The sequence below is a fragment of the Chryseobacterium vietnamense genome (genome assembly GCF_031454475.1).
GTDB classification, from domain to species: domain Bacteria; phylum Bacteroidota; class Bacteroidia; order Flavobacteriales; family Weeksellaceae; genus Chryseobacterium; species Chryseobacterium vietnamense.
The window spans coordinates 298,201-324,789 of the sequence record NZ_JAVDQX010000002.1; the positions used below are offsets into that span (position 1 = coordinate 298,201).

Sequence of the window (26,589 nt, forward strand, 5' to 3'; positions counted from 1 at the left end):
TGATTATTAGTCGTCAAATCTACGAATAACAAGAGAATCTATTCAAACATTTTTTTTGTTGCATGAGGTATGATGAAGTACATACTTGTTGTATTTCCATTGTCGAAATTAATATCAAGAATATCCAGAAAATAACCATTTTTATCCTTTCCAGATCCCATTTTTCCAATCTTCATATTAAATCCTTTTCTTAAATAATCCTGCCCATCACTAGGATTTAATGCAAATGTTGGTTCATCAGGACTAAATCCCTGCCCGCTGTAGGCCATCGCATGAAATATTATTCTAGTTTTCAAGAGATATTGATCCGCTGTTTCTTTATGATCAGTTTTAAAATAGGCATAGGATGTTTCGAAAAGTGTTTTCAGGTCGAAAGGGTGGGTTTTCAAAAATTCATCACCCAGCTGAATTACTTTCTCATATTCCTTTTCTGTATTCAATTGATATAATATTTTACCAAATTCAAGATCTTTATAGGGCTTATAAAATTTATTATCTGTAAAACCGATTAGTAAAGCCAGTACCTGCTTATCTGTGAGTGTTGTGTCTATTTTATTATATCTGTCTAATAAATTATCATAATAAAGCTCTGATTTTATATTTTTTGTTTCTTTAAGTATTTTCTCAAAATCTTTTTTATACTCAAATTTATCTTGAGCAAAGCTTAGAAACGGAAAAAAAAGAAATAGGAGGAGAATTCTCATGTTGATGTTTATTATTGAATTATACCTTTTGCAGAGTATATTCTGCATTCCTGACATGTATAATATTAATTCGTTTTCAGGATTATTTTTGAAGCGAATGATAGAATTGAAAATATGTTTTAGGTTTACTATCATCTTACAATTTTAATCTTCTGCAAAACCCCTTTCTCATCTTTAAAACTGAAAATATAAGTTCCTCTTTGTACTTTAGATAAATCTATATTTTTGTTATAATAGGCAAAGCCCCTGCTTACCACATTTCCCTCTAAGGAATACACAGTAAATTCAAATTGATTGCTGTTATTTTTATTACTGATGATAAAACCATCTTTAGCCGCGTTGGTATAGACTTTTGTTGCCAATATATGGTTTTCAGTGGTTGTATCGGCGAGTGCATTATCGCTGATATCCGCTGCCTGTGTACTTTTAATCGCTGATTTGGTTACAGACGTTGTGCTCCCACCGATGATGTATAATTTATTATTATAAACTTCCGCTGCAGCATGTCTTCTGGGAATCATATTGGATGATAGCTGATGGAATTTATGGGTTGTTGTATCAAAATAGGCCAGAAAAGTCTGATTGTTATAGCCCCCCGCAATAAAAATCTTATCGCCGGATACCGCTAATGAATGTCCTGAGATCCCGGCTGGCATCGTAATCTGATCGGTCCAGTGATTGGTGTTGATGTCGTAGATATTGATCAGTCGGGATGAAGTACCGTTAAAACCGCCAATGACATACAATTTGTCATTCACAATTTTGCCTTTTGTTTCTCTGGCGGTGGGCATATCCGGTAATGGATGCCATGTATCGGAAGCAATATCATAATATTGGAATCTGTTGGAAAATGCAGTGGTTGCAGCGCCGTTGAGTCCGCTGCCGCCGAACACATATATTTTTCCGTTATGGATGGCAGAACCTGCATTTCCTGTATACGAACGGTTCACAGCTCCCTTCGTTACTTTAAGGGTTTCAAGGTCTACAATTTCAAGATGACTGTTTCCCCAACCGTTAAAAATATACATTTTATTATTGTACGTCTCCGCATTAGCAAACTTTTTGGGACTAATAGTAGCATTGAGAACACTCCATTTGTTGTCTGTAATATTGTATTTTTCAATATAATTGGCCATACCTCCGCTTTCCATATACCCGTTGCTCACATAGATATTATCATCTACAATGACACTGGATATGGCTCCTCTGCCTGCAGACATATTGGCGAGTGTTTTAAATTGAAGTGTTTGTGCATAGGTGAGCAGTGAGCCCAGAAATGAAAGGAATAATAATTTTGTTTTCAATGGTATGAGGTTTAGTGTGTTTGTTTTTATTTGATTTTCTGTAAAGAGGTCCGGATTTATTTTGAGTACTGGACTTTAATAGAATAATCATGGTTTAAAGATAGGAAAAAGTTGAAGAGAATTTTCTAAAATTGCTTTAAAATCGGTAGACTTTGCCAGTGGGAGAATTTCTAAATGCTTTTGGTTGAGCAAAGATATTTTTCTACAAAATTATTCTCTGCTTGTCTGCGTGCAAAAGACAGTTGGTTTTTTGTAAGTTGTTGAAAATGATATGTTAAATTTAGAAAGTTCTTTGAAAAATCACAAAAATAAAACTATGATATTTAACATATCATACTACGGGGAAAATTGATAAATATCAGCTGTCATTGTATAATGAGGCAGGTGTTTCTTCGCTAACTTTGAGTATGAAAAAGGGATTTAAGGTTCGTTTTTCATTGTTAATTTTCACAATAATCTAAACAAAAATGCTATGAAACAAAGAGTTCCAATTTCCCAAATTATGACAAAAAATCTGATTACACTCAATCTTACACAATCATTGTATGAGGCTGAAAATTTATTTAAAAAAAATAAAATCAGGCATATTCCGGTTGTGGAAAATCAAAAGTTATTAGGTGTATTAAGTTATAGTGATTTATTAAAAATCAGCTATGCAGATGTAGAACAATCGGATGACGCTGAAGATGTTCCTGTATCAGCTGTGGTATATGATGTATTTACTATTTCGCAGGTGATGACAAAAGCTCCTCTCACTGTAAATCCTGAGACCACCATAAAAGAAGTGGCAGAGATTTTATCCGAACATAGTTTTCATTCTGTTCCAGTGGTAGAAAATGGTGACCTAAAAGGTATTGTGACTACTACAGATATTTTAAAGTATTTATTGCAGCAGTATTAAATGGACCAGTATTCACTTTAAATGCCCATTTACACTGAGTTCCTTACATTTTCAAATTCAGAGTAATTAGAGATTATATACGTTATAAGAAACCCGAAGTACAGACTTCGGGTTTCTTTATTTTTTTAGAGGCTGTTGAATGTCCCCGTTGCTGTAAGAATCCTTCTGTGCTTATAATATTATCAATTAAAGATTCTAGTAGTATAAAATCAAAGTCACACGAGGATTCGTTCGATAGTGAGAGGGCTGGCATTTGCTAACCGAGGTTTCCTGACTTTGGATTATTTATTTTTTTGCGCGAAGTCGGGAGATTTTGCGGAGCGGGAGGTATGGAGTTTAGTGTTTGGTTCTGTTTTATTTTTCAGTGATTCAGGTTTATTTTCTGGATCAGTCTTTAATAGATTAATCGTGATTTAAAGATAGGAAAAAGTTGAAGAGGATTTTCTAAAGTTGCTTTTGGTGATATAAATATTTTGTTAAAACCTTAGTTACTCATTTCCTGCAGTTCATCATCAGGTACGGCTACTCTTTAACCAAGTCTGCAAACTTTATAGATCAGAATTATACTTTATTTTATTTTTTCAGGATGTTTTTTATACCATTTGTATAAAGCTAAGCTTAATAATATGGGCATAATGATTCTATCCGTTATCAGGAAAAAAAATAATCTAATGATGTTGAATGTCGAAAGTATATCTACTAATACTAAATATGGGTATTTAATAAAAGTATTAAACGGCTCGTAGCTTGGAGCAGAGTGATCTATGCCATCAAGGAGGTTTTTTAATCGGTCTACGCTATTAAGAGTGACAATTTTATCTTTTTCGTCAATGTAATAATATTCAATGTATCCCGTAAAGAAACTCAGGTTATAAGCAATAAAGAAGATAGCTAAGGATGCTAAGATCATTTTGGCAAGATTCAACTCCTTACTTTTTAAAATTATTCTTTTTAATGCAAAGTATATTACTAAAATATTGGAGAACATTAATGCATACCAATAAATAGAAAATAACAAAGTATCCCCTGTTGAGAAGCTTCCTAAATTGAAATAGCTGAAATAAAAACCAAGGGATTGATAGGCAAAAAATAAAATGATGGAAAAGATGATTATATTTTTAATATAGATGCTATTTTTCATTGGGTGCTATGGAGTAAGTTTTTTATGATTGGATTTGTAATGAACTTCAGACGTGAAATTTCGGATTTATTATTTTCTAAGTCTGTTTTATTATTTGGTATAATCCCCTGCAACAATGGATTTTTCCATTGTACTTACAATCTCAGAAACAGGAATCGTAAATATCCCGGCATTTCCTTTATCAAACTCTTTTTTCCAGTAAGAATATCCATCGAGTTCAAGAGAATCTGGCTTTTTACCGGTTTCGTTTTTCAGGGTGGTGACACTTTTGTTCAAAGCTTCTTCTGATATGGGAAGATGGCTGAGGTTTTCTGCATACCCAGTAGGGCTGGCAGGGTTTTTCATTTTCAAACCGCTGACAGAAATATGAATCACTTTTCCGGTTTCAGGGTAGTCTTCAATCTTTAATATGGTAAGGGTAGAGCTTTTTTCCGTAGGACGGGTTTTGTAGTTCCATTCCTGGCCGACACGGTATTTGTCTTCTTTTGCACAACTGAAGGATAGCAAAAGGAGTACTGCTATGAAAGTATAGAGTTTCATGAAGGGTTGGTTATTAGTTTTATTTTTTTATTTTTGAATCAGCTGCTCCAGTCTGGCCATCATCTCATCTTTTTCTTTCAGCATTCTTTCGTACAGCGTAATTTTTTCTTCGTGTAATCTTAGTACCTGCTCAATAGGATTGAAAATAGGATTATCATTTTTCTGATATCCAATACTGTGGTCGCCAAAAGTATTGGCAATTACATTTACAGCTTCTTCCTCATCAAAATTCTGGAAAGCTTCCACAGGAATTTTCAATACCTCAGAAATTTTTTTCAACAAAGGATCTTCAATAGTTTCCTTCTGCTCCAAAAGCGAAATCTTCTTCTGGTTCCAGTCTTCTCCAAGATCAAAAGCCAAAGCCTCCTGCTTGATGCCCAACATCTCCCGAAAACGCTTGATATTTCTCCCCTGATGTATTTTTTTGTTTTGCATATTTGTGTACGTTATAGAAACAAATATAAGTAAAAGTTGGGGGATAGGAAATGGGAGAGTGGGGTATTTTAGATGGTGGGATATAAGAATCCGAAGTGGGAGACTTCGGATTTTGTTTTTTGAAAGGCGAAAAGTTGGGAGACTTTGTAGAGCAGGGTGTAAAATTTATTAGATAATAAAATATTAATTACACTCTACGTTAACAGGCTCTAGTTTCTCAATCTCCTCACTTATGATATTTCCAAATAAATCTGCATAAGTTATTTTTATTTCACATGAAGCAAGTTTGGTTTTTACTATTTTTAAACTATCAATTTTTTTTGAATATTCTGCACCTGGAGTATCTTTATCTATTTGCATATCAATAATGTTTAAAAAATCGTCCTTTCGTACAATAGTCCCATTGCTTGTGCTTTTAGTTATAGAATATTTTGGTCTATAATATTGTAAAGGTATATTATCAAGTAATTCTTTAAAATCTTCATATTCTTTATCTTGATCATAAATCTTAAACTCTTTTAGTATTAACGGACCTAAACCCACATTATGTAATTCAATTTTAAAAAACTCATTTGATACATCAAAAGAAAAAAGTCCTAAAGGTTTTACAGAATTTTTTGATGTATTGTTTATTCTGCCCTCTTCTAGTTTTGCAATTTTTATTGTTAGATAAGTTAAGAGAAATAAATTCAAGATTGAAATTGTAGTATTAATTGTGCCTCCTATATAATCTCCAAATTGTCCCCACTCTTCAGGGTTATCAGATAAATTTCTGTTGTAAAAATTTCCAATGTACAAACCAAGTATAGTTAGTAAAAGTATTGATACAACACCGACTATAACCCAAATAATTTTGTAATTCATATAATTTATAGAGCTCAATTTTAATAAAACCGTTATAAAAAGCAGAATGAATTATATACTAAATTGTCTTTGACCTGCTATTGCATCATTCGTGGCATTCCATAAACCATTGGTAATTTATTTACTGTTCCATTTTCTTTGTTTCTTGAGAAGCAGTTGAATTTAAATCATTTAACCATGAGCTTATCTGATTTTTACCTAGATAAAAAAAGATTATTAATAATAAAGTATAAATTATAGATGCGATTACTCCTGATAGAACACTTATCCAAAATGCTCTTGTAGATTGTTTCCTTTCAAATTTAGTTATTTCTTCTTTTGAATAATTTTTTAATTCATCTTCAGCTAATTTGATGTTTGATGTTAAGGTCATATCATTTAATAGTGTACTTTTAAATCCTTTCAAGGTATCATTTGTTGGATCTGATCCTTCTTTTATAGTATGATCGTTAATTACTTTTTTATAATCTTCATAAAATTTATGCAAGAGAATTCTATTGTAAATTAGCGGATAATTTTTTGCATTACAAAAATTAGCTATTGTTTCAAAAATTTCATGTTCCATTATAAATCAATTTTGAAATTTTTGAAATTATTTTTCCAACGTCTTACCAATTTTTCATACTCAATAAAAAGATCTGGATTAGCTGTCATTTCCCTTCTTTGGATTATAAAAAATTGAAATTCACTATAAAATTGTATAAAATACTTGGCATAATAATCATATATAATTTCTTCATGGAATACCCGATGTTTAAGTGCTATTGAAATTTTATCAAAATTAGCTAAAATCATAAATGTGGCGTCATCTGTTGTTTTCCACCCCTTATGATCAAAATAATTAATCATAAATTTTTCATAATTGGTATCGTCCTTAGTACAAAAATCAAACGTATAAGTCTTTAAATTATCAATTTGTCTTTTTTGATTTATTTTTCGATAATAGAAAAGAAAAATAATTACGAAATACAAAATGAAAATTCCATTTACCAATTGGTAAATAAATTCAATTTTCATAATTCAGTTTTTTTATTGTTTTCATTTATTTTATAGTTTTAGTTTTGAAAATAAAACATATGACAAAAGTAGAACGGTTAGTATATTAATTTGTCTTAGCAACAGATCAGCTACCAAACGATATCATCGTGCAATAGTAGTCTTTATTTTAAATGTTTGCTTTAATTAAGCGAACTATCTTTTCAATTCTACTTTTCCACTCTTTTGAGTTTCTAAAATCTGCTTCATTAATTTTATATATTCTTTCTTCAAGCAATATTTCTGAAATTGAAGATAATTGATTTTTTGTGTCAAACCCTTCTGTTCTTTCAAAGCTTCTCATTGATACAAGAGCGAAAGAAATATCAAGCTTTAACTTTATACAAACATCAATTATAGCTGTAATTTTGACACCCTGTTCAGTGGTCGCTCCTGCAACAATTAGAATAAGTTTACCATTTACTTCAATAATAAATGTATTGTTGAAAATGTTTTCTATTTCAGCATCATTTAATTCTTCTTTTGAGATATCCAATCGGAATACTTTGTTTGGCTTAAGTTGTCTGCAAACTTCTTGTGCAGTTGTTGACTTCCCTGCGTTACTAGCTCCAATAATTAGAATTGATTTCATAATTTATACTACTCGTGTTAATTAGTTTTTGTTCTGACTAATTTAAAATGTCTTGTTAATATTTCCTTACGGGAAACCATATTTCACAAAAAACCGCCCCACAAAGTAGAACGGTTAATATATAATCTGCCACGGTCGCAGGCCGTTACATCATTCCTGGCATTGATCTATACGGGATTTAAAATGTTATTGGTGTATTTCCAGGGAAATGCATAATAGCCAATCCCTTTTGTTAGCTGTCCTGATAGCGTATCAGAGCATTTTGTGATATAATCTGTTATTTTATCGGGATTTTTGTCATCTTTCATCAACGTTTGCAAACTTGATAGCCATGCTGCATTAACCCCTTGTTGATCCTTATGAGCCGCAAGATATTGCTCAACCTGAGTATCAATCGTATTACCGGGGACACCATTTCTTTTTTTATCCTCCGGAGCCCGGCAGATATTCACCGGGTTCCAGGTTACAATGGAGAAAAACCCACCTACTTTGGTCTCCGGATCGCTGTCCTCAAAATCAAACATGGGAACATTTATCTTTTTTCCATAGTCATAGACAAGCTGCATCCATGTATTTTTAATAAAACTTTCAACATCGGGTAAATTTTTACAGTTTTTTGCCATACTATCCATCAGAGGATTTAAGATGATATTCAGGGTATTTTGGGGAACAATATGCCCCTGATGATCATCAACTGCCACACCAGGTCCATCAATGGTTACTTTTTGATAGATGAAGTTTGTGGGTTTGTTTTTACTGTCAAGCTCAAAAGAGTGAAAATTAACGGGATTTTGTACACGATAAATAGGATTGTAGCCGTGTACTCTGTCATTATCTCCAGCCATAATAATTGTGTTTTATATTGTACCTACTCTATACAGTTTTCGGTATACCTGTTTAAGAAAAGAATGTTTGTTTGGGAACTTTTATTTCTGTAAAATTAAAAGAATACAAGCGTTGAAAATACCGTATTTATTACCCAAAATGAGCTTGCGTATTTCTACGATTTGTGAAATATTAAATTAAAAAAACATTTTTGCTCAAAAAGTTGACTCCATAAAAAAACCGCCCTACAAAAGCAGAACGGTTTATATATTAAATTTGTCTCAGCAACACGCTGTTACATCATTCCTGGCATTTCACCACCCATTGGAATAGCTGGTTCAGCGCTCTTTACTTCAGTGATTACACATTTAGTTGTTAGAAGCATTTCAGATACAGAAGCTGCATTTTCAAGGATAATTCTTGTTGCTTTAATGCAGAAAATTTTGATAAAAGAAATTTTAATCTCGTTCCATTATCCGGTACCAATCTTTTTCTAATTTCCAATTAGATACAGGTTTTACTTTTATTAGTTCTTCGTATTGTTTTTGTGTCTCATTATCATTTGTGAATATAAAATAAGTTTGTGGTGATTCGAAAAAGCCCCGAGAAATCCAAAATTTGATAGTTTTTGTACCTTCTGTTTTATTTTGACAAATCCAGATGTCATTTCCACTATTTGAAATAATTGGGAAGTCAAATGAAAGTTTACAAATACCATTATTCACTGTTGTATCGGGTTTCAATTTTTCTGTCAAAACATCTTTTACTATTTGATTTCGCTTATTATAAGAAATACTCCAGTCAATTTTTTCAATAATAAAGTTGGGGATTTTGTTGAAATTGTAAAACGTTAGAACAAATAAAATTAATGTTACTGAAAGATTTATTATTCTGTTTACCTTTATATTTTTCTTTTCTTTGATTAATTTTATTACTTGTCTTACTGTTAAAATTAGCAAGATTATACACACTAAAAGCCAAGAAAAGGGTTGGATAAAATAGGGAAGATAAAAGTAGTCTGCAAAAACATAAACTAGCCAGATTATTACCGAAACTGTTATTTTTTTTGTCATTCAATTAAAGTTGAGATATTTGTACAGTAAAACTTTTAGTAAGTTATAACTTTTAATAATCCATCAATTCCACTTTTCCCATATAGACTTACTGCCTGATTTTTGGAAGTATAATCTATTTGTTTAATATCTAACTTATCTAATGTTTCAATAAGTTTTCCTTCTTCGTAGCTTGTAATATTCCAATTGATCATTAACATAGGTTCTTTTCCTAGTTCATCAGTTTCGATTTTTGTTTTTAGAAATATTGAGACATCATATTTTTTTGATGAATTATTTTCTATAGAGTAGTAGCTAGGTTTTTTAATATTTAAATTATACTCTTGGATTAATGTCCAGAATTTTTCAGACCAATTTTCTGTATCCCAAATTTTAATTTTTGAGTTGAGTATATATTCAATTTCAGATTTGTTTTCTTTGTTATTAACTAATACGTTCGTTAATATATTAATGTCATACGGATACTGAGATGTTTTTAATTCATCAATTAAAATTTGGTTAAAGGGTGTTAAGTCTACTTTAGATTCCTGTAGATGAAAAATAAAATTACCCAGATTAACTCCCCTTTGAGTTTTTAAATTTGAAGAAATAAATGTATTGCGTTCACTTTTGCTCATTTTTTTTAATCCAAATGATTCATTTGCCTTACAGTTTAAAATTAGGGTAAATATGAAAAAGATTAATAAGTAAGATAGTATTTTTTTCATGGTTGGATTTTTGTGTCTATCATTAAAGTTTGACAATCAAATATACAAAACGGCTTAATAATAAAAAAGACCGCTCCACAAAAGTAGAACGGTTAATATATTAAATTGTCTCAGCGACACGCTGTTGCATCATTCCTGGTATTCCACAACCCATTAACATAGCTGGTTCAGCGCTCTTCAATTCAGTGATAATACATTCTGTTGTAAGAAGCATTCCAGATACAGAAGCAGCGTTTTCAAGGGCAACTCTTGTTACTTTAGTTGGGTCGAGGATTCTTGCTTCAAGTATATTGAACTATTCGTCGATTTTTGCGTTGTGTCCAAAATATATTGTTTTGCAAGGATTTGTGCCAATAGTAATTGTATTTTATTTTTTTACAATAACTTGTTTTGTCACAGATTTATTGTTTTTGAAAGTTAATTTTAGGTAATATATTCCAGAAGAAAAATCATTCATATCTAATTTAATGAAATCTTTTGTATTTGTAATGAATTTAGGAGTTAGAAACCTTCCATCAGCACTATATAATTCTACTTTTTCAGCTTTACCATTTAAACTTATATTGATATAATCGGAAGTAGGATTGGGATATACAACAAATTGTTTTTCAGTTTCTTTTTCTAATGTCCCTAAAACTGTATTCCCGGTAAAGCTTCTGTATATTTTTCCATTTGTTCCTGCTGTGAAAATATAATTATTAACTAATTCAAGAGAGTTTATTCTATACTGAGTTGTTACTGATGACCAATTTATTCCGCCATTTATGGTTTTGTATATTTCACCATTTTCATTTACAATATATCCTATATTAGGGGTGTAAAATTTTGTTAACGTATAGTAGCCGTAAGGAACTGATATTTGTGTCCAACTTGTACCACCATTAGTTGTTTTGTAAAATAGAGAATTATCTCCCACAAAGTAACCATTATTTTCATCAACAAAATGAAAAGATTTGATTCCACCTCCTGCTACTTCAATGAGTTGATTCCAGGTGTTACCTCCATCTATAGTTTTATACATTGCTCCATAATAATTCCCGATTCTATTAGCATAACCCACAAGCGAGTTTACAAACTGAATATTTCCAAAGGCTTGGTTTGATACCTGTGTCCAACTGCTTCCTCCATTTGTTGTTTTCATGACTTTTTTTTGGTTAAAACCACCAGAAATAAAACCAATATTACCATCCAAAAAACAAATTGAACTTATCCCTTCATCTATAATATCATTTCCATTATTTAATATTTCCCATGTTGATCCTCCATCAGTTGTTTTATAAACATGTCCTCCATATGTTCCTCCAGTAGTTGCATATCCTAAGTTTTCATTAACAAATGTGAAATCGCTACTAGTAACAGAAGTGCCAAGATTTAACGTGCCAACCAATGTCCACGTGTCACCAAAATTATTGGTTTTGTAAAATTGATTATCAGTTAATGCAAAACCAACATTATTATTCACTATTTGTAGTTGCTTAAAATCATTGTAGGTGGGCGAATGTTGTGTCCATGTGTTTCCTCCATCTATGGTTTTAATTATTCGTCCTCTTGCCCCCGTAGCAAAGCCTTTATTACTGTCCTGAAAGAAAATGCCATACATTGAAGTATAGTCAAAGTATCCGTCTTGGAAAAAAATCTGGCTCCATGTAATTCCGCCATTAGTCGTTTTATAAGTTGCACCATAATCTCCTGTGGCAAAACCATTATTTTCATCTAAAAAGTAAAAATCATACATTGCTTCAAATGATCCTGTAATTTCTGTCCAAGTTTCGCCACCATCTGTAGTTTTAAATAAGTAATCGTGTTGTCTTGATGCAAAACCGACATTCTGGTTTATGAAATAAACCGTGAAAAAGTTAGATGGGAATGTCGTAGTACTATAAGTATTATACCAAGTGTTTCCACCATCTATAGTCTTTTGTATCTTGCCGTTATTACAAACAGCATGTCCAACCAAAGAACTTGTAAAGGCAGTTTTGACAACTGTTACGTTTGGAATAGTATAACTTAACCATGTAACTCCACCATCAAGTGTTTTAATGATTTTATTTGAGCTTGATAGAATAATTGTGCTATTGTCTATAATATTTACTGTATTAAAAGAATCATTAAAACCAGTATATATTTGTTGCCAATTTACACCATTATCTATGGTCTTTAAAATATAACCGAAATCCCCTGCAACATAGCCAATCCCATTCTTAAAACTAATATCATTACCACCCGTAATATTTTGTTTTTTTGTCCAAGTTGTACCAGAATCTATAGTTTCTAGGAGTTCATTTGATGTAATTATAAAACCTTTATTGCTAGAAACGAATTCAATATGCTTTCCTGTATTTGTTGTTGGTTTGGGGTTTAAAAGCTCCCAAGTAGTCTGAGAAAATGTTTGATTAAAAGTAATAGTAATTAAAAATAGTAAAAGTATTTTTTTCATTTATGTTTTTTTATAACGTTTTTATTGTGATCAAGTATGATCATGGAAATATAATATTTATAAGCAAAAATAGTGTAAATGCAATTTTAGTTAATTGCTAAATCTTTTCAGAGCTTTGATTCAAGTTTAAAGTTTGTATAATTAAGAACTTTATTGTATGCTTTCATGGTTTTATTTAGAGGACCAAATATAGTTAAAAAACTAATACAAATAAAAAACCGTTCTGCAAGGCAGAACGGTTAGCATATTAATTTATCTCAACGACAAGTTGTTACATCATTCCTGGCATTCCATCACCCATTGGCATAGCTGGTTCAGTGCTCTTTACTTCAGTGATTACACATTCAGTTGTTAAAAGCATTCCAGATACAGAAGCTGCGTTTTCAAGGGCAACTCTTGTTAATTTCGTAGGATCAAATGATTTCTTTGTTAGCAGAGGTTTATTTATTAAATTTGATTACTCCGGCATAAGTCGCAATCCATATGGAACCATCTTTATCTTTCGTTATTCTCTCGCAGTAAACACTTGGAACATTTGAATTTTCATTGGTATAAGTTTCCCATTTTTTTGAGTGTATGTCATAACTTAAAACGCCAACTCCACTTACCGTTATCCATAACAAATTGCTTTCTTCATCCAAATAAAAATCATTGATTGCATTTTCACTGAACATTTTAGGATTTGGATGTTTTATTCTTGTCCACTTCTGTTGTAAATCTAATATATAGATTCCAGCATTATCGGATTTATGCTTGTATAAGTCAAACCAGAAATTCCCTTTTTTGTCTTCATAGATTTTTGAGATGTACGCTTTTGATAAAGGTGAATTTTTATCATTTAATAATTTCGTCACCCCATTTTCAATCATTACATTTCCTTCCAATGTTCCAATCCAGATTCTAGCTTTTTATCTACATGCACACCAATGGTTTTGTCAGTGGGTAGATTTGAATTTTGTTTGTTAATTACAGACCAGTTCTTTCCGTCAAACTTTGCAACACCATTCCAAGAGGTAAACCATACATTATTTGAGTAGTCAACAAATATTTTTCTTGCCCAATTAATAGGAGAATTTATTGAGTCGTATTTTGTCCAGTTTTTGTTATCATATTTATAAACATCCCAGGCAGCAATAAACCATTTATTGTTATTTTTGTCAACTTCTAAATCCCGTACTGATACTGTTTCATTTTTATTATAAGGAGGAGAAGATATTAATGTGTTTTTTGAATTAAAATGTTCCCACTGGCCATTATTTATTTTTACAATTCCATTATCTGTTCCAATCCAGATATTATTGTCTAAATCATTTGCAACAGCTCTTGTCATGTCCCAGGGTAATTCTGAGTTTTGTTGAGTGAATACAGTCCAGTCTTTTGAAAGTTTTTCTTTATCGGTTCCTTTTATATCAGGCGTTCCAACGGATTTTGCATTGGATTGATTTTTAAAATCAAAGATTCTGCGCTTTACAGAAAAGTTACCGTTTTCAAATTCAAAAATTAGCGAAACAGAACTATTTGTTTTTTTATTTTTTGAAATCGCAGGTTCCCAACTTGATGTTGAGTTTATTGCATTCTGTAAACCTAGTTTTTTTGAAGAGATATTAGTTTGATTTAATGAACTTAGCAGGCAAGGTTTTCCGTATTCGTCAATTAAAATTTGTACTTCAATTTTTCCTGCTGTTTGGCTCAAACTCTTTTTGTCAAATTTGTCCAACAATTCATTTATTATTGAGCTTTGTGGCTTAGCTATAGTTTCTCCACAATCAAGACAAAAGGAACTTAAACTGCAATCTTTGTATTTTTCAGGATAAAGATTCTGGGAATAACTTAGTGTTAAACTAAAGAAGGTCAATAATAAAAGTATAATTCTTTTCATATTGGGTTATTTTTTCATGAGTTATAGTCAATCGTCAAATATATAAAAAACCGTTCTGCAAGGCAGAACGGTTAGTATATTAAATTTGTCTCAGCGACTCGCTATTACATCATTCCTGGCATTCCACCACCCATTGGCATAGCTGGTTCAGCGCTCTTCACTTCAGTGATTACACATTCAGTTGTTAAAAGCATTCCAGATACAGAAGCAGCATTTTCAAGGGCAACTCTTGTTACTTTAGTTGGGTCAATGATTCCTGCTTCAAGCATGTGAACATACTCGTCAGTTTTCGCGTTGTATCCGAAGTCTCCAGATCCTTCTGCTACTTTCGCAACAATTACAGAACCTTCACCACCTGCGTTGGCAACGATTTGTCTTAATGGCTCTTCGATCGCTCTTTTCACGATTTTGATCCCTGTAGTTTCGTCAGCGTTAGCACCAGAAAGTTCGTTTAATGAAGAGATTGCTCTTACTAAAGCAACACCACCACCTGCAACGATACCTTCTTCTACAGCCGCTCTTGTAGCGTGTAGTGCATCATCTACTCTGTCTTTTTTCTCTTTCATTTCTACTTCAGAAGCAGCACCTACGTAAAGTACAGCAACACCACCAGCTAACTTAGCTAGTCTTTCCTGAAGTTTCTCTCTGTCGTAGTCAGAAGTTGTCGTTTCCATCTGAGCTTTGATCTGAGCTACTCTTCCTTTGATTTTCGCTTCGTCACCACCACCGTTTACAACTGTAGTGTTGTCTTTGTCGATCGTAACTTTCTCAGCAGTTCCAAGCATATCTAAAGAGATGTTTTCCATAGTGAAACCTTGCTCTTCAGAGATCACCTGTCCACCTGTAAGGATAGCGATATCTTCTAACATTGCTTTTCTTCTGTCTCCGAATCCTGGAGCTTTTACAGCAGCAATTTTAAGAGAACCTCTTAGTTTGTTTACTACCAAAGTAGCTAAAGCTTCACCCTCAACTTCTTCAGAGATGATTAATAGAGACTTACCACCTTGTGCGATTGGCTCAAGAACCGGTAGCAATTCTTTCATTGAAGAGATTTTCTTCTCTACTAAAAGGATATATGGGTTTTCAAGTTCAGCTAACATTTTCTCAGGGTTAGTCACGAAGTAAGGTGACTGGTAACCTCTGTCAAACTGCATACCTTCTACAACATCTACCGTTGTATCGATACCTTTAGCTTCTTCTACAGTGATTACCCCTTCTTTTCCAACTTTTCCGAAAGCCTCAGCGATCAAAGCACCGATAGTTTCGTCATTGTTAGCAGATACAGAAGCTACTTGCTTTACTTTATCTGTAGAATCTCCCACAGCCTGAGACTGTGCTTTAAGGTTTTCAACAACAGCAGTTACTGCTTTGTCGATTCCTCTTTTAAGATCCATTGGGTTAGCACCTGCAGCTACGTTCTTAAGACCTTCTCTTACGATAGCCTGTGCCAGTACAGTAGCGGTAGTAGTACCGTCTCCTGCGATATCATTAGTTTTGGACGCAACTTCCTTTACCATTTGCGCTCCCATATTTTCTACTCTGTCTTCAAGTTCAATTTCTTTTGCAACAGACACACCATCCTTAGTTACGTGTGGAGCACCGAAAGATTTTTCGATTACTACATTTCTCCCTTTAGGACCTAAAGTTACTTTTACTGCATTAGCCAATGCATCTACCCCTCTCTTTAGAGCGTCTCTTGATTCAATATCGAATTTTATTTCTTTTGCCATTTTGATTAGATATTAGATGTTAGATGTCAGATATTAGACAGCTAACAAAAGTTTTTTAATTTGATTTTTTTAATCTGAAATCTGATGTCTGTGATCTTAAATCTTAGCCAATAATTCCTAATAAATCAGCTTCTCTTACGATTAAATAGTCTTTTCCTTCAAGCTTTAATTCAGCTCCTGAATATTTTCCATAAAGAACTTTGTCACCTACCTGAACTGTTGTAGGCTCATCTTTTTTACCAGGACCTACTGCTACTACAGTACCTTCTTGCGGCTTTTCCTTTGCAGTATCCGGGATGATAATACCTGAAGCTGTTTTAGTTTCTGCTGCGATTGGCTCTACCAGAACTCTGTCTGCCAATGGTTTAAAGTTTACTGACATAATATATTTAATTTTTTAATTATTTCTGTCTTGTAATTCTCTAAATGTATGCCATGAGACGCTGATGGATGAAATGGCAGATTTTTATTTCCGAATGTGAAAAATTGGCAGAAAAATTATTTTTTGCGGGCCGGGAATCCGAAGGCATAACTCGTCGCTACCGGGACTACAAACAAAAGAACAGTAATGGCGGAAACCAGAATTTCCATGGTATGGCTGGCTAAGAATTGAGCAAATGCCGTAGCAGGGTAGAAGTGTTCATATAACGAAAAACTTAGTTTAATTCCTAAAATAGCAATCACAATAAAAGCCGCCGTTTCCAGAAAAGGAAAAACCTGCATCAGGCGGACAAACCACTGTGCAATAAATCTCATAGCCAAAATTCCTATAAATACACCCAGCGTAATCAAAAGTAAATTATCTGAAAACGCTACGGCTGCAAAGACATTATCGATAGAAAAAGCAAGATCCATTACTTCCACAATGGCAACCGTAGCCCAGAAATGTCCCAGCAATCCGATGGAATTTTTGTACAGCCAGCTGGATTCTTTGTCAGGGTTTTCCTCCTGATTTTCTTCATCATCTGTATTTTTTATTTTTTTGATAAACCAGTCAAAAGAAATATAGAGCAGGTACAGTCCTCCCAATGGTTTCAGCCACCATACGGAAATCAGGACGGAAGCAAAAATAAGAGCGAGACCACGAAATACATAAGCTCCAAGGATTCCGTATTTCAAGGCTTTTTTTCTTTGATTTTCGGGCAGATCCATGACGATGGTTGCCAATACTGCTGCATTATCTACAGAAAGAAGGCTTTCGATAAGGATAAGATTGCCGATAATAGCGATCGATTTTGCCGGGTTTTCTACGATGTCATTGAGAAGGTGTGTAAAATCAGGAAATATCATTTTTTAAGGGAATAGAATTTTGATTAAGTTTTGAAATAATGGCAGCAGAAACTGAAATGCCAATGAAATTGGTAACCGATCTCGCTTCGTTCATAAAACGGTCTATGCTGTATAAAAGGGCAAGATCTGTGGTAGGAATTTTTCCAAACCTGCTTAGGGTGAACATCAGCGCAAGGAAGCCTGATCCGGGAACTCCTGAAGCGGTTTTGGAAGCAATGGAAATTGTTATAAAAAGCCAGAAATAATCCATTGGCGTAAGGGAAATATTGTAAAGCTGAACGAGGAAAATACATGAAATGGAAAGATAAATACAGGCTCCTGCCAGATTAAAATTATATCCGAGAGGAATAATCAGTCGAAGAATTTTCCGGTCATAGCCCTGGGATTCCATTTTGTCAAAGATCATTGGGAAGGCTGTTTTTGAAGAAGATGTTGCCACTACAAGAATGATTTCTTCTTTGATGCTGATCAGAAAATCCCAAAGATTAATTTTAAAGTAAGCCGTTATAACACCTAATATCCCGAAAATGAAGAATACACTGGTAAGATATACCGTGGCAACAATTTTACTTAATGGCAGCAAGGTATTAATTCCATAGACTGAGATTCCGTAGGCGATATTAGAGAAAATGACGATCGGAAGAAATAAATAAACATATTTGATGAGCCTGAAAAACAAATTTCTTCCCGCATCTAAAGCTTTAAAGATATTATTTCTCTTCTTTGAAAGACCGATCACGACTCCTGCAGAAATGGATATGAAAAGAAAAAGGACATAGTTGCTGATATGCAATGGATTCGTAGTTGTTGTTAAAAATCGTTCAGGAAGTTCTTTATGAGAAGAAATAATAATTCCTGTATTGGCACCCGGTTTTAAAAGAAGACCAGATCCGATTCCCAATAAAATACTTACAGAGGTAATGATTACAAAATACAGAACCATCTGGCTTACAATTTTAAAAGCATTTTTAGTACTGAAAATATAACTTACCCCATAGGTTACTGCAATGAAAATAACAGGAATAATCAAAACTTCAAGAAGCATAAAAAAGTAACTGCTTACCTTTTCCAGTGGTTTAGCGACTTCCGGAAAATAATAACCCGTTAATGCTCCACAGATAATCGCTGTGAACACATAAAGCGTAAGGTTTCTTAGATAAGAATCGGTAAATGTTTTTTGCTTGGCAGTTTTCATCATTCACTTTTTATAGATGGTAAGATTACAATATTCAAAGATATAACCTTATATAATACCAAGAATCAAAGCGCTCAACAACATGATGACTGATGATCCTAAGGCCCACTTTAACGTATATTTTAGATGATCTGAAAATTCTACACCGGCCAGCGATACCAGCAGATAAGTAGACGGAACCAGTGGGCTCAGAAGGTGAGAGCCCTGCCCGATAAGACTTGCTCTTCCTAATATTTCCGGCGAAATTCCCAATTGATGACCGGTAGCAACTATAATAGGCAATATTCCAAAATAATAGGCATCATTGGACAGAAAAAAAGTAAACGGTATACTGAATAAAGCGGTGACGATATTCATATAACCACCCCAGCTTTTAGGAACTATTTCTATCATACTGTTTCCCATCGCCTGCATAATCCCTGATCCGTTAAGGATTCCTGTGAAAATCCCTGCTCCAAAGATCATTCCTGCCACTGATAAGGCATTTCCTGCATGTTTGGAAATGATTTTCTGCTGGTCTTTTAATTTTGGATAATTGATGATGGAGGCAATACAGAAAGCAATCATAAAGGCAATCCCTAAAGGAACAATATCCAGGATCATAACTACCAAAAGGGTAATTGTAAGAGCTAGATTAATCAGAATCAGTTTCGGGCGGCGGAGTGCAGGATCTGCCTCTCCAATAATATCATTGTTGTTGTAGCCGGTAAATTTTCCATGCCTTGCAATCCTGTTTTTTTCTCTTCTTCCTAAAATGTAGGCAACAAATATCACCCACAGGATACCGATAGCCATAATAGGAATCATAGGCACAAATATTTCCGTGTGCCCCAGTTTCAGGGAACTCATTACCCTTGCAGTAGGACCTCCCCAGGGAAGGATATTCATAATCTGTCCGGCAAGCATAATAATACAGGTAAGAATAAGTGGATTCATCCCTTGTCTTTTATACAGCGGAAGCATAGCGGCTACTACAATTAAATAGGTAGATGAGCCGTCTCCATCCAATGAAACCAATGCCGTAAGAACGGCAGTCCCTATTGTTGTTTTGATGGGATTATCTCCAACGGCTTTTAGAATTATATTCACTAAGGGCTCAAAAAGTCCTGTATCTATCATTAAACTGAAATAGAGAATGGCAAAAATCAGCATAACGCCGGTAAGCGCTATTTCTTTCACACCGTTTTTCATCATATCTCCCAGCTGAGGGCCAAAACCTGCAAAAAGGGCTATGGTTACGGGCACAATGACCAAAGCGGTAAGCGGAGTCATCTTTTTGTTCATGATGAGGATCATGAAGATGAAAATCATTAAAAAACCAAGAAATGTAAGCATCGTTATATGTAGATATTAATAAAGTTATTGTTGTTTCTTTTTTCTCCAGTCAAAGCTGTTTCTGAAGCCTATGAATCCGTAATTGCTTGTTTTCCCGGTTTCCATTTGATTGATAAAAGCAAGCTCCAGTGCAGAGTTTTTTCCCAGTTTTATTCCAAGTCCTGCCGTAATACGATTGCTGTCGAAAGGTTCTGATTTATCCATATTCATTCTTATCTCATTTTTAAGAATACCATAAAGCTTTTCTTTTTCTCCTTTTTTATTGAAAGGAATTCTGACGGAGATCAGATAGCGGATCCTTACCTCAAACTCATCCGGATTGCTTAGAAATCGTTCTTCCACTCTGAGGCGGTTGGAGATTGACGTTCTCCCAATGAAGTAATCAGCGGTTACCTGTTGAAAAGGTCTTTTTTCATATCGTATTTTTTTAGAATCGTCAGCATTATAAGATTCAAGAATCAGAAACATGGCTCCTGCGGCAGGTCTTATATTGTCTGCCACTTCATAATCTACATAGGCATTTACCAGAAAGAGTCTTGTGTCATAAGCCAGGTCGAAGGAACGGTACTGGGTAAGTGCGGTTAAAGTACTTTTATCGGTAAGCTTTGCCGACATCAGGTACTGAAACCACATATTGTAATTATCTTTACTCTGACTATAAAGTCCATTGAATAAGCATAATGATAAAATAAGGGTTAATTTTATATTGATTTTCATATAATATTGGGTTAATATTGTACTTTTTCAAATATATTTATTAGAAGGAGCGGCTCTGGAATTTTTCAATCAATGACAGTTTTTCTCAACGAACTGCATTTTGAGACAAAAAGATATTATATTTGATGCGTTTCAAAATAAGGTATGGACTATGTTTTTAATCATTAATTTTATTATTATATTATTGATTATCAGGATTTTATTTAGTGGTAAAATTCTGGAAAGCCTTATGACGTACCGTTGGAAGTTTTTGTTGAGGTTTCAGCATATTTTTTTCCTTTTTATCTTCATTTTGATGACTTATTTCACCGAAAACTACTTCCTGGATTCAAATCAGTTGGTGATAAGCATTATTTTGAATACAGTTTTCAATGTGGGAATTTATTATCTGGTGTACTATTATCTGGTGCCCAGGTTTTATTTATCGAATAAGTATCCGGAGTTTATTCTCTATGCTTTAATCCTTTTTTTAGGGTCCAGCCTTTTCAGAATTCTTTGGGAGCCTGCCGTTTTTCAAATGGATTTCAGTGGAAAAGGTTACCATGTCGGGTTTCTGTATAATGTGTACATCTCGCAGGGGATCATTATTCTGGTGGGCTCTTTTCTGGGAATTACCAAAGACAAATTTTTAATAGAGCAGGATGTGATCAGCCTTGGAGAAGAGAAAGATCAGCTTTATCTCGATTTGCTGAAGTCTAAACTGAATCCTCATTTTTTGCTGAATACGCTTAATAATATATATGCCAACAGTTTTACGCATTCAGAGAAAACATCGGATTCTATTTTGCAGTTGAGTAAACTTCTGAAATATATTATTTATGACAGTGGAAAAGAAAAAGTAACCGTTTCTCAGGAATTTTCTTCATTAAAAGCACTTGCTGCGTTGTATCAGCTTAAATATAATAACCAGCTTGATATTGCCATGGATATTGAAGATCAGGAAGAATTTGACATTGCCGAAATCCCGTCTGCTATACTTCTCACTTTATTTGAAAATGCTTTAAAACATTCAGCAATAGGAGAGGATGCTCATGGTTTTATAAAATTATTCTGTCATATTGAGCGCTCTGAACTGTATTTTGAAATTATAAATTCTGTCGGGAAAGATAGAACTCGTTTGGCTGAATCTGATTATCACGGATTGGGTAATGAAGCAATTATTCATATATTGGAAAAATTTTATCCTGATCAGTATGAATTTTATTCCGGGCCGAAAGAAAATGATCAATATAAAATTGCTTTAACAATTACTATCAATGGCTAACCTGACTATCGTTAATGTAGATGATGAATATCCTGCATTGCAGCTTGTAAAACAATATTGCGATCAGCTTGAAGAGGTTGAACTGCTGGCTTCATTTCAGAAACCGGAAGAAGCACTGGCATTTCTGAAAGCCAATAAAGTAGATCTTGTTGTTTTCGATATCAATATGCCTGGCATCACTGGAGTAGAGCTTTTGCAGCAGCTTCCTGATCCGCCGCTGTGTATTTTTCTTACGCTGGAAACAAAATATGCAGTGAAAGCCTTTGAACTGGATGTGGTTCATTATCTTATCAAACCTGTGGATTTTGATACTTTTAAAAAAGCAGTTAATAAAGCAAGGGATTTTGTACAGTTTAAAAACTCGGCAAGCAGTCAGCAGCAGGAAGACTTTATTATGTTCAAATCCAATTATGTGATGAATAAAGTTTTCCTTAAAGATATTCTCTGGATACAGGGATTCGGGGAATATATTGTGCTGATGACGCCGTTGAAGAAGTATATGATTCTGGAGAGAATGTCCAATTTTGAAGAGAAGTTTCAGCACTTCGGATTTATCAGAATTCACAAGTCTTATATTGTATTATCAGAACATATCAATTCGTATAATTCCAGCCATGTTTTTTTGAAAAACGGTGATGAGCTTCCTTTGGGGAGAACCTATAAAAAGAATGTAAAGGAACATTTAAGTTAAAAAATAAAGCCGGAATATTTCCGGCTTTATCTTAAATTGTTATCTAAGGACTGAACTATGGGCAATATTGTCCCGGTCCGATCCAAAGGATACATTGTCCTTTGTAATTGTACTCACAGCAAAAACGTCCTGCTGCTCCGCCATTGATTGATTTCTGAGCATCTCTGCTTAATAATTTAGCGTTTTTCATAGTTAATAATATTTTGTTTGTACGTTCCTGAACATTTAAAGTCAATCAGGATTTTGACATTTGGTGTAAAGAAGTAAATCAAAGATACTATTTTTCCTTATCATGTGATATATTTTATTGCTATTTTTTTTAAATAAAATTTTGATTATCAGTTATTAATGGATTTTGATATTGGGAATGTAAAAAGATAAAGCCGGAAATTTCCGGCTTTATCAAAATTGTTATCAGATGACAGAACTAAGGACAGTTTTGTCCAGGTCCGATCCATAAAGTACATTTTCCGTTGTCATCGCGTTCGCAGCATACGAGTCTGGCAGCAAGTCCGCCATTGATGATTTTCTGAGCACCTCTGTTTAGTAATTTGGCATTTTTCATAAGTAATATTTTGTTTTTTAAAATCCTGAACATTTATTGTCAATCAGGTTTTTGACATTTGGTGTTGATGATAAATCAAATATAAAACTTTTTAAGTCAGGTTGTTATATTTTTTGTAGACGAAAGAAAGGTGTTGGTATTTTAAGGTAGTTTAATGAATGAATTTGGGACGAAGAGGTTTAAGCAAAAAAAATACTCCCTATTAAAAAGATGATAAGAAGTATTCTTTCCTTTTTAATAGGGAGTAGTGCTGTATTACTTAAAAGTTACAACCTTTTGATTTTTAACTTTTTCCTGCGGCCTGCATTGGATTAACCTTTCCGGTTGAACCTCCTCTTACAGAACCTCCTCCTTGTTTTTGTTTAAAGAGTTGGAATTTTGAAGTTTCAGTACCCGTTCCGGTGCTGCTCCAGAAATTATTGGTTGTATCAATATCAGCAGTTTCTCTCATTGGATCCAGCTGAATAGATTTTACTTTTTTATCAAAATAATAGGTCTTGGAAACTTTTTGTTCATTCAGTCTCCAGATCTGTGCTGCAGATTTGTCATATACTTTTGATCCGTCTTCAAAAGTGAACTCAAGAATGATGGGCATTACCAGGCCGCCTTTGTTCACAAAATCAATCTGATATCCTGTAATATTTTTGAATTTCTCTTTATCCCTGGCATCTAAAGGAAGACCAGCCTCTGTTTTGATGGTGTATTCCTTGTTATTATCCACCTTTTCCTGACCTCTGTCATATCTGTAATAGAAATCCTGAACATCTTTATCACCGTCTACATAGAATTTAATATTCTTATCTTCTCTGTTTCTGATTTTTGAAAGATCTTCAAAACTGTTTACCAATGGTTTTTCAACCTGATATTTCACTTCAGCAGCAGCTTTAGGATCGCTTTCAAGATTAGGAACAGCAACGGTTACTTTATCAATCGCAATATCTACAGGATCTGTACCGTAGAACCAGCCTCTCCAGAACCAGTCAAGATCTTCACCACTGGCATCTTCCATGGTGCGGAATAAATCCGCAGGTTCAGGATGTTTGAAAGCCCATCTTTTAGCATAAGTTTTAAATGCTTTGTCGAAAAGCTCTCTTCCCATAATCGTTTCACGAAGAATATTCAGTCCTGTAGCAGGTTTTGAATAGGCGTTCGGGCCATACTGAACAATATTTTCAGAGTTACTCATGATAGGTTCCAGCTGATCTTTCGGAAGTTTCATATAATCTACGATTGTCCATGCCGGTCCTCTTTTGGACGGGAATTTATTATCCCATTTTTCTTCTGTAAGATATTCTGTAAAGGTATTCAGACCTTCGTCCATCCATGCCCATTGTCTTTCATCAGAATTAATGATCATTGGGAAGAAATTGTGTCCAACTTCGTGGATGATTACTCCAAGCATTCCATTTTTGGTTCCTTCAGAATAGGTTCCGTCTTTTTCAGTTCTTCCGAAATTGAAACAGATCATTGGATATTCCATTCCGTTGGCTGCTTCTACAGACTGTGCCACAGGATATGGATAAGGAATCGTAAATTCTGAATACGTTTTAATCGTATGAGCAACCGCTTTTGTGGAAAACTTTCTGTAAAGACCATAAGATTCTTTTGGATAGAAACTCATTGCCATCACTTTATTGTTGTTTTCCGGAATGGTTACACGCATTCCATCCCATACAAACTTTCTCGAAGAAGTCCATGCAAAATCACGAACGTCTTTTGCTTCAAAAACCCATGTTTTTCTTTGTTTTGAATGATTTTTCTCTGCTTTTTTAGCTTCATCCAACGTTACGATTTCAATAGGTTCAGAGGCATTTTCAGCTTTTCGGTATCTTGACAGCTGATCAGCAGTTAATACCTGATCGTAATTTTTACATTCACCTGTTCCGCCTACAATATGATCGGAAGGAACATTCATAGATACTTTAAAGTCTCCGAAAACCAGCGCAAATTCTCCTCTTCCGGTAAACTGGTGGTTTTGCCAGCCCTGGAAGTCACTATACACGCACATTCTTGGATACCATTGGGTCATCGTATACAGATCATTTCCGTCGTCAGGGAAATTTTCATAGCCACCACGGCCACCCATTTTCATTCTGTTGGAGATATTGTAGTTCCAGTCTACTTTGAAAACGAATTTCTCACCCTTTTTCAAAATTTTAGGAAGGTCTATACGCATCATGGTTTTGTTGACGGTATACTTCAATGGATTACCTGAAGCATCTGTTACTTTTTCAAGACTTACGCCATAGCCGTTATCTTTTACAGGAAGCTCAGAAACTTTTAGCTGCTGGTCTGTAGTTGAAGAGCGAAGCACAGATGAAGTGTCATATCCGGCATTTCTGATGCTTGAATGTTCGTTTTCATCAAGCTGCAGCCAGATATAATCCAGATCATCGGGAGAATTATTGTAGTAAGTCACCGTTTCTGAACCCTTCAGATTTCTTTTGTCTTCATCCAGATAAGCGGTAATGTTATAATCGGCTCTGTTCTGCCAGTATCCGTGACCGGGAGCTCCTGAAGCCGTTCTGTAGATGTTGGGTGTTGGGAGAATAGTTCCCAGCTGCTCAAACCTGTTACCATGGTTGCTGCCCGGGTTATTCTGAATATTTTGTGCGGTGAAACCTGTATATGCAAATACAGAAAGTGAAAGTATAACAACTTTTAGTTTCATAACCGAAATGATTTTTTAATGATCAAAGATAGTAATTACCTGTTGAACTCTTAAGAATATTTAACTTTTAAAAAGGAATTCTTTCCAAAGTCATTTTTAAGGATAATGCAAATACCCCTGAAGAAACAAAAAGTATCCAGTCTTTTTTATTCACTTTGAAAAGATTGAGTGAAATAAACAGAATGATTAAAATCGCAGCAACAATTACAATCTGTCCAAGTTCCAGACCAATATTAAACCCGAGGAGAGGTAACGCAATACTTTGGCTTTTAGCAATCATTACTCTTGCTGTGTTGGCGAATCCCATTCCATGAACCAGACCAAAGATAAGAGCAAGATAATAATTGGCCCGCATCAAAGTCTGTTTCTGATTTTTCATGATAATATTATCTAATGAAGTCAGAACAATGGTTAAAGGAATTAAAAACTCCACCCAGTCAGAAGGAACTCTGAAAACATCCAGAATACTCAATGCTAAGGTAATAGAATGCCCGATGGTAAATGCGGTAACAAGAATCAGGATTTTTTTCCAGTCACTGTAAGAATAAACAGCAATCAAAGCCAAAACAAAAAGCTGATGATCCAAGGCATCCAGAGAAATGATATGTTCCCATCCAAGGTTTAAATAAAAAAGAAAATCCTGCATTTTGATTAAAATTTTTTATATTTTGAATATATTGTTAAAATATTATTA

General features: G+C 34.0%; 28 protein-coding genes and 1 pseudogene. 3 read left to right on the top strand and 26 right to left on the bottom strand.

Annotation, left to right across the window (positions count from 1 at the left end):
- Positions 1-38: 38 nt before the first annotated feature.
- Positions 39-704 carry a DUF4919 domain-containing protein gene (locus tag J2786_RS10660; RefSeq protein WP_167497857.1) on the bottom strand — a complete coding sequence of 222 codons (666 nt, stop codon included), beginning with the start codon at positions 702-704 and terminating at the stop codon, positions 39-41.
- Positions 705-835: 131 nt separating this feature from the next.
- Positions 836-2,008 (bottom strand): Kelch repeat-containing protein, encoded by a 1,173-nt coding sequence (locus tag J2786_RS10665; protein WP_310025134.1) that lies wholly within the window; start codon positions 2,006-2,008, stop codon positions 836-838.
- 472 nt (positions 2,009-2,480) lie between these two features.
- Here J2786_RS10665 and J2786_RS10670 point away from each other — a divergent pair, with 472 nt between their 5' ends.
- On the top strand, positions 2,481-2,909 hold the full coding sequence (locus J2786_RS10670; RefSeq protein WP_047435259.1) for a CBS domain-containing protein: 429 nt from the start codon (positions 2,481-2,483) through the stop codon (positions 2,907-2,909).
- 568 nt (positions 2,910-3,477) lie between these two features.
- Here the strand turns inward: J2786_RS10670 and J2786_RS10675 are convergent.
- From J2786_RS10675 to J2786_RS10775, 20 genes and pseudogenes are all read right to left on the bottom strand, one after another.
- Positions 3,478-4,050 (bottom strand): hypothetical protein, encoded by a 573-nt coding sequence (locus J2786_RS10675; RefSeq protein WP_047435256.1) that lies wholly within the window; start codon positions 4,048-4,050, stop codon positions 3,478-3,480.
- A 90-nt stretch (positions 4,051-4,140) separates the two neighbouring features.
- Positions 4,141-4,590: a hypothetical protein gene (locus tag J2786_RS10680; protein ID WP_047435253.1), complete on the bottom strand. Its 450-nt coding sequence runs from the start codon at positions 4,588-4,590 to the stop codon at positions 4,141-4,143.
- 27 nt (positions 4,591-4,617) lie between these two features.
- On the bottom strand, positions 4,618-5,025 hold the full coding sequence (locus J2786_RS10685; protein ID WP_047435250.1) for a helix-turn-helix transcriptional regulator: 408 nt from the start codon (positions 5,023-5,025) through the stop codon (positions 4,618-4,620).
- Positions 5,026-5,208: 183 nt separating this feature from the next.
- A complete protein-coding gene (locus J2786_RS10690) occupies positions 5,209-5,889 on the bottom strand; it encodes a hypothetical protein (protein ID WP_047435247.1) in 681 nt (226 codons plus the stop codon).
- A gap of 121 nt (positions 5,890-6,010) precedes the next feature.
- Positions 6,011-6,454: a hypothetical protein gene (locus J2786_RS10695; RefSeq protein WP_047435244.1), complete on the bottom strand. Its 444-nt coding sequence runs from the start codon at positions 6,452-6,454 to the stop codon at positions 6,011-6,013.
- On the bottom strand, positions 6,454-6,906 hold the full coding sequence (locus J2786_RS10700) for a DUF4760 domain-containing protein (protein ID WP_047435243.1): 453 nt from the start codon (positions 6,904-6,906) through the stop codon (positions 6,454-6,456). The genes J2786_RS10695 and J2786_RS10700 overlap by 1 nt, the downstream gene beginning before the upstream one ends.
- A gap of 148 nt (positions 6,907-7,054) precedes the next feature.
- Positions 7,055-7,516, bottom strand: a complete 462-nt coding sequence (locus tag J2786_RS10705) for a hypothetical protein (RefSeq protein ID WP_047435241.1) — start codon at positions 7,514-7,516, stop codon at positions 7,055-7,057.
- Between the two features lie 167 nt (positions 7,517-7,683).
- A complete protein-coding gene (locus tag J2786_RS10710) occupies positions 7,684-8,361 on the bottom strand; it encodes a hypothetical protein (protein ID WP_047435237.1) in 678 nt (225 codons plus the stop codon).
- Positions 8,362-8,799: 438 nt separating this feature from the next.
- Positions 8,800-9,414, bottom strand: a complete 615-nt coding sequence (locus J2786_RS10715) for a hypothetical protein (protein WP_047435236.1) — start codon at positions 9,412-9,414, stop codon at positions 8,800-8,802.
- 35 nt (positions 9,415-9,449) lie between these two features.
- Positions 9,450-10,121, bottom strand: coding sequence for a hypothetical protein (locus J2786_RS10720; protein ID WP_047435235.1), 672 nt, complete (start codon positions 10,119-10,121; stop codon positions 9,450-9,452).
- Between the two features lie 100 nt (positions 10,122-10,221).
- Positions 10,222-10,446 (bottom strand): annotated as a pseudogene (locus J2786_RS10725) (hypothetical protein); the annotation flags it as partial.
- 42 nt (positions 10,447-10,488) lie between these two features.
- The gene (locus tag J2786_RS10730; protein ID WP_047435234.1) at positions 10,489-12,558 is read right to left on the bottom strand and encodes a YCF48-related protein; all 2,070 of its coding nucleotides are present in this window, start codon (positions 12,556-12,558) and stop codon (positions 10,489-10,491) included.
- Between the two features lie 440 nt (positions 12,559-12,998).
- Positions 12,999-13,412 (bottom strand): two-component regulator propeller domain-containing protein, encoded by a 414-nt coding sequence (locus J2786_RS10740; protein ID WP_185097569.1) that lies wholly within the window; start codon positions 13,410-13,412, stop codon positions 12,999-13,001.
- A 14-nt stretch (positions 13,413-13,426) separates the two neighbouring features.
- The gene (locus tag J2786_RS10745; RefSeq protein ID WP_310025143.1) at positions 13,427-14,437 is read right to left on the bottom strand and encodes a hypothetical protein; all 1,011 of its coding nucleotides are present in this window, start codon (positions 14,435-14,437) and stop codon (positions 13,427-13,429) included.
- A 104-nt stretch (positions 14,438-14,541) separates the two neighbouring features.
- Positions 14,542-16,167 (bottom strand): chaperonin GroEL, encoded by a 1,626-nt coding sequence (gene groL / locus J2786_RS10750; protein ID WP_047435225.1) that lies wholly within the window; start codon positions 16,165-16,167, stop codon positions 14,542-14,544.
- Between the two features lie 103 nt (positions 16,168-16,270).
- Positions 16,271-16,549 (bottom strand): co-chaperone GroES, encoded by a 279-nt coding sequence (locus J2786_RS10755; protein WP_034696138.1) that lies wholly within the window; start codon positions 16,547-16,549, stop codon positions 16,271-16,273.
- 116 nt (positions 16,550-16,665) lie between these two features.
- Positions 16,666-17,457, bottom strand: coding sequence for a MeeY/MeeF family manganese export membrane protein (locus tag J2786_RS10760; protein ID WP_047435221.1), 792 nt, complete (start codon positions 17,455-17,457; stop codon positions 16,666-16,668).
- Positions 17,444-18,655, bottom strand: a complete 1,212-nt coding sequence (locus J2786_RS10765; protein ID WP_047435218.1) for a cation:dicarboxylate symporter family transporter — start codon at positions 18,653-18,655, stop codon at positions 17,444-17,446. Before J2786_RS10765 ends, J2786_RS10760 begins: the two co-directional genes overlap by 14 nt.
- Positions 18,656-18,700: 45 nt before the next feature.
- Positions 18,701-19,987 (bottom strand): CitMHS family transporter, encoded by a 1,287-nt coding sequence (locus J2786_RS10770; protein WP_047435216.1) that lies wholly within the window; start codon positions 19,985-19,987, stop codon positions 18,701-18,703.
- Between the two features lie 24 nt (positions 19,988-20,011).
- The gene (locus tag J2786_RS10775; protein WP_047435213.1) at positions 20,012-20,704 is read right to left on the bottom strand and encodes a DUF2490 domain-containing protein; all 693 of its coding nucleotides are present in this window, start codon (positions 20,702-20,704) and stop codon (positions 20,012-20,014) included.
- Between the two features lie 295 nt (positions 20,705-20,999).
- Between J2786_RS10775 and J2786_RS10780 the strand changes: the two genes are divergently transcribed.
- Together J2786_RS10780 and J2786_RS10785 are read left to right on the top strand one after the other, a co-directional pair.
- Positions 21,000-21,968, top strand: a complete 969-nt coding sequence (locus J2786_RS10780; protein WP_310025148.1) for a sensor histidine kinase — start codon at positions 21,000-21,002, stop codon at positions 21,966-21,968.
- Positions 21,961-22,659: a LytR/AlgR family response regulator transcription factor gene (locus J2786_RS10785; RefSeq protein ID WP_047435210.1), complete on the top strand. Its 699-nt coding sequence runs from the start codon at positions 21,961-21,963 to the stop codon at positions 22,657-22,659. Before J2786_RS10780 ends, J2786_RS10785 begins: the two co-directional genes overlap by 8 nt.
- A gap of 55 nt (positions 22,660-22,714) precedes the next feature.
- On the opposite strand, the gene J2786_RS10790 is transcribed toward J2786_RS10785, so the two are convergent.
- From J2786_RS10790 to J2786_RS10805, 4 genes are all read right to left on the bottom strand, one after another.
- The gene (locus J2786_RS10790) at positions 22,715-22,849 is read right to left on the bottom strand and encodes a hypothetical protein (protein WP_262484685.1); all 135 of its coding nucleotides are present in this window, start codon (positions 22,847-22,849) and stop codon (positions 22,715-22,717) included.
- 237 nt (positions 22,850-23,086) lie between these two features.
- Positions 23,087-23,224 (bottom strand): hypothetical protein, encoded by a 138-nt coding sequence (locus J2786_RS10795; RefSeq protein ID WP_185097566.1) that lies wholly within the window; start codon positions 23,222-23,224, stop codon positions 23,087-23,089.
- A 283-nt stretch (positions 23,225-23,507) separates the two neighbouring features.
- On the bottom strand, positions 23,508-25,895 hold the full coding sequence (locus tag J2786_RS10800) for a M1 family metallopeptidase (RefSeq protein WP_047435207.1): 2,388 nt from the start codon (positions 25,893-25,895) through the stop codon (positions 23,508-23,510).
- Positions 25,896-25,962: 67 nt separating this feature from the next.
- Positions 25,963-26,541, bottom strand: coding sequence for a HupE/UreJ family protein (locus tag J2786_RS10805; RefSeq protein ID WP_047435205.1), 579 nt, complete (start codon positions 26,539-26,541; stop codon positions 25,963-25,965).
- Positions 26,542-26,589: the final 48 nt, after the last annotated feature.

Coding starts and splice junctions, on each gene's coding strand:
- J2786_RS10660 (WP_167497857.1), bottom strand. CDS start 704: ATGAGAATTCTCCTCCTATTTCTTTTTTTTCCGTTTCTAAGCTTTGCT.
- J2786_RS10670 (WP_047435259.1), top strand. CDS start 2,481: ATGAAACAAAGAGTTCCAATTTCCCAAATTATGACAAAAAATCTGATT.
- J2786_RS10675 (WP_047435256.1), bottom strand. CDS start 4,050: ATGAAAAATAGCATCTATATTAAAAATATAATCATCTTTTCCATCATT.
- J2786_RS10680 (WP_047435253.1), bottom strand. CDS start 4,590: ATGAAACTCTATACTTTCATAGCAGTACTCCTTTTGCTATCCTTCAGT.
- J2786_RS10685 (WP_047435250.1), bottom strand. CDS start 5,025: ATGCAAAACAAAAAAATACATCAGGGGAGAAATATCAAGCGTTTTCGG.
- J2786_RS10690 (WP_047435247.1), bottom strand. CDS start 5,889: ATGAATTACAAAATTATTTGGGTTATAGTCGGTGTTGTATCAATACTT.
- J2786_RS10695 (WP_047435244.1), bottom strand. CDS start 6,454: ATGGAACATGAAATTTTTGAAACAATAGCTAATTTTTGTAATGCAAAA.
- J2786_RS10700 (WP_047435243.1), bottom strand. CDS start 6,906: ATGAAAATTGAATTTATTTACCAATTGGTAAATGGAATTTTCATTTTG.
- J2786_RS10705 (WP_047435241.1), bottom strand. CDS start 7,516: ATGAAATCAATTCTAATTATTGGAGCTAGTAACGCAGGGAAGTCAACA.
- J2786_RS10710 (WP_047435237.1), bottom strand. CDS start 8,361: ATGGCTGGAGATAATGACAGAGTACACGGCTACAATCCTATTTATCGT.
- J2786_RS10715 (WP_047435236.1), bottom strand. CDS start 9,414: ATGACAAAAAAAATAACAGTTTCGGTAATAATCTGGCTAGTTTATGTT.
- J2786_RS10720 (WP_047435235.1), bottom strand. CDS start 10,121: ATGAAAAAAATACTATCTTACTTATTAATCTTTTTCATATTTACCCTA.
- J2786_RS10730 (WP_047435234.1), bottom strand. CDS start 12,558: ATGAAAAAAATACTTTTACTATTTTTAATTACTATTACTTTTAATCAA.
- J2786_RS10745 (WP_310025143.1), bottom strand. CDS start 14,437: ATGAAAAGAATTATACTTTTATTATTGACCTTCTTTAGTTTAACACTA.
- groL (WP_047435225.1), bottom strand. CDS start 16,167: ATGGCAAAAGAAATAAAATTCGATATTGAATCAAGAGACGCTCTAAAG.
- J2786_RS10755 (WP_034696138.1), bottom strand. CDS start 16,549: ATGTCAGTAAACTTTAAACCATTGGCAGACAGAGTTCTGGTAGAGCCA.
- J2786_RS10760 (WP_047435221.1), bottom strand. CDS start 17,457: ATGATATTTCCTGATTTTACACACCTTCTCAATGACATCGTAGAAAAC.
- J2786_RS10765 (WP_047435218.1), bottom strand. CDS start 18,655: ATGATGAAAACTGCCAAGCAAAAAACATTTACCGATTCTTATCTAAGA.
- J2786_RS10770 (WP_047435216.1), bottom strand. CDS start 19,987: ATGCTTACATTTCTTGGTTTTTTAATGATTTTCATCTTCATGATCCTC.
- J2786_RS10775 (WP_047435213.1), bottom strand. CDS start 20,704: ATGAAAATCAATATAAAATTAACCCTTATTTTATCATTATGCTTATTC.
- J2786_RS10780 (WP_310025148.1), top strand. CDS start 21,000: ATGACTTATTTCACCGAAAACTACTTCCTGGATTCAAATCAGTTGGTG.
- J2786_RS10785 (WP_047435210.1), top strand. CDS start 21,961: ATGGCTAACCTGACTATCGTTAATGTAGATGATGAATATCCTGCATTG.
- J2786_RS10790 (WP_262484685.1), bottom strand. CDS start 22,849: ATGAAAAACGCTAAATTATTAAGCAGAGATGCTCAGAAATCAATCAAT.
- J2786_RS10795 (WP_185097566.1), bottom strand. CDS start 23,224: ATGAAAAATGCCAAATTACTAAACAGAGGTGCTCAGAAAATCATCAAT.
- J2786_RS10800 (WP_047435207.1), bottom strand. CDS start 25,895: ATGAAACTAAAAGTTGTTATACTTTCACTTTCTGTATTTGCATATACA.
- J2786_RS10805 (WP_047435205.1), bottom strand. CDS start 26,541: ATGCAGGATTTTCTTTTTTATTTAAACCTTGGATGGGAACATATCATT.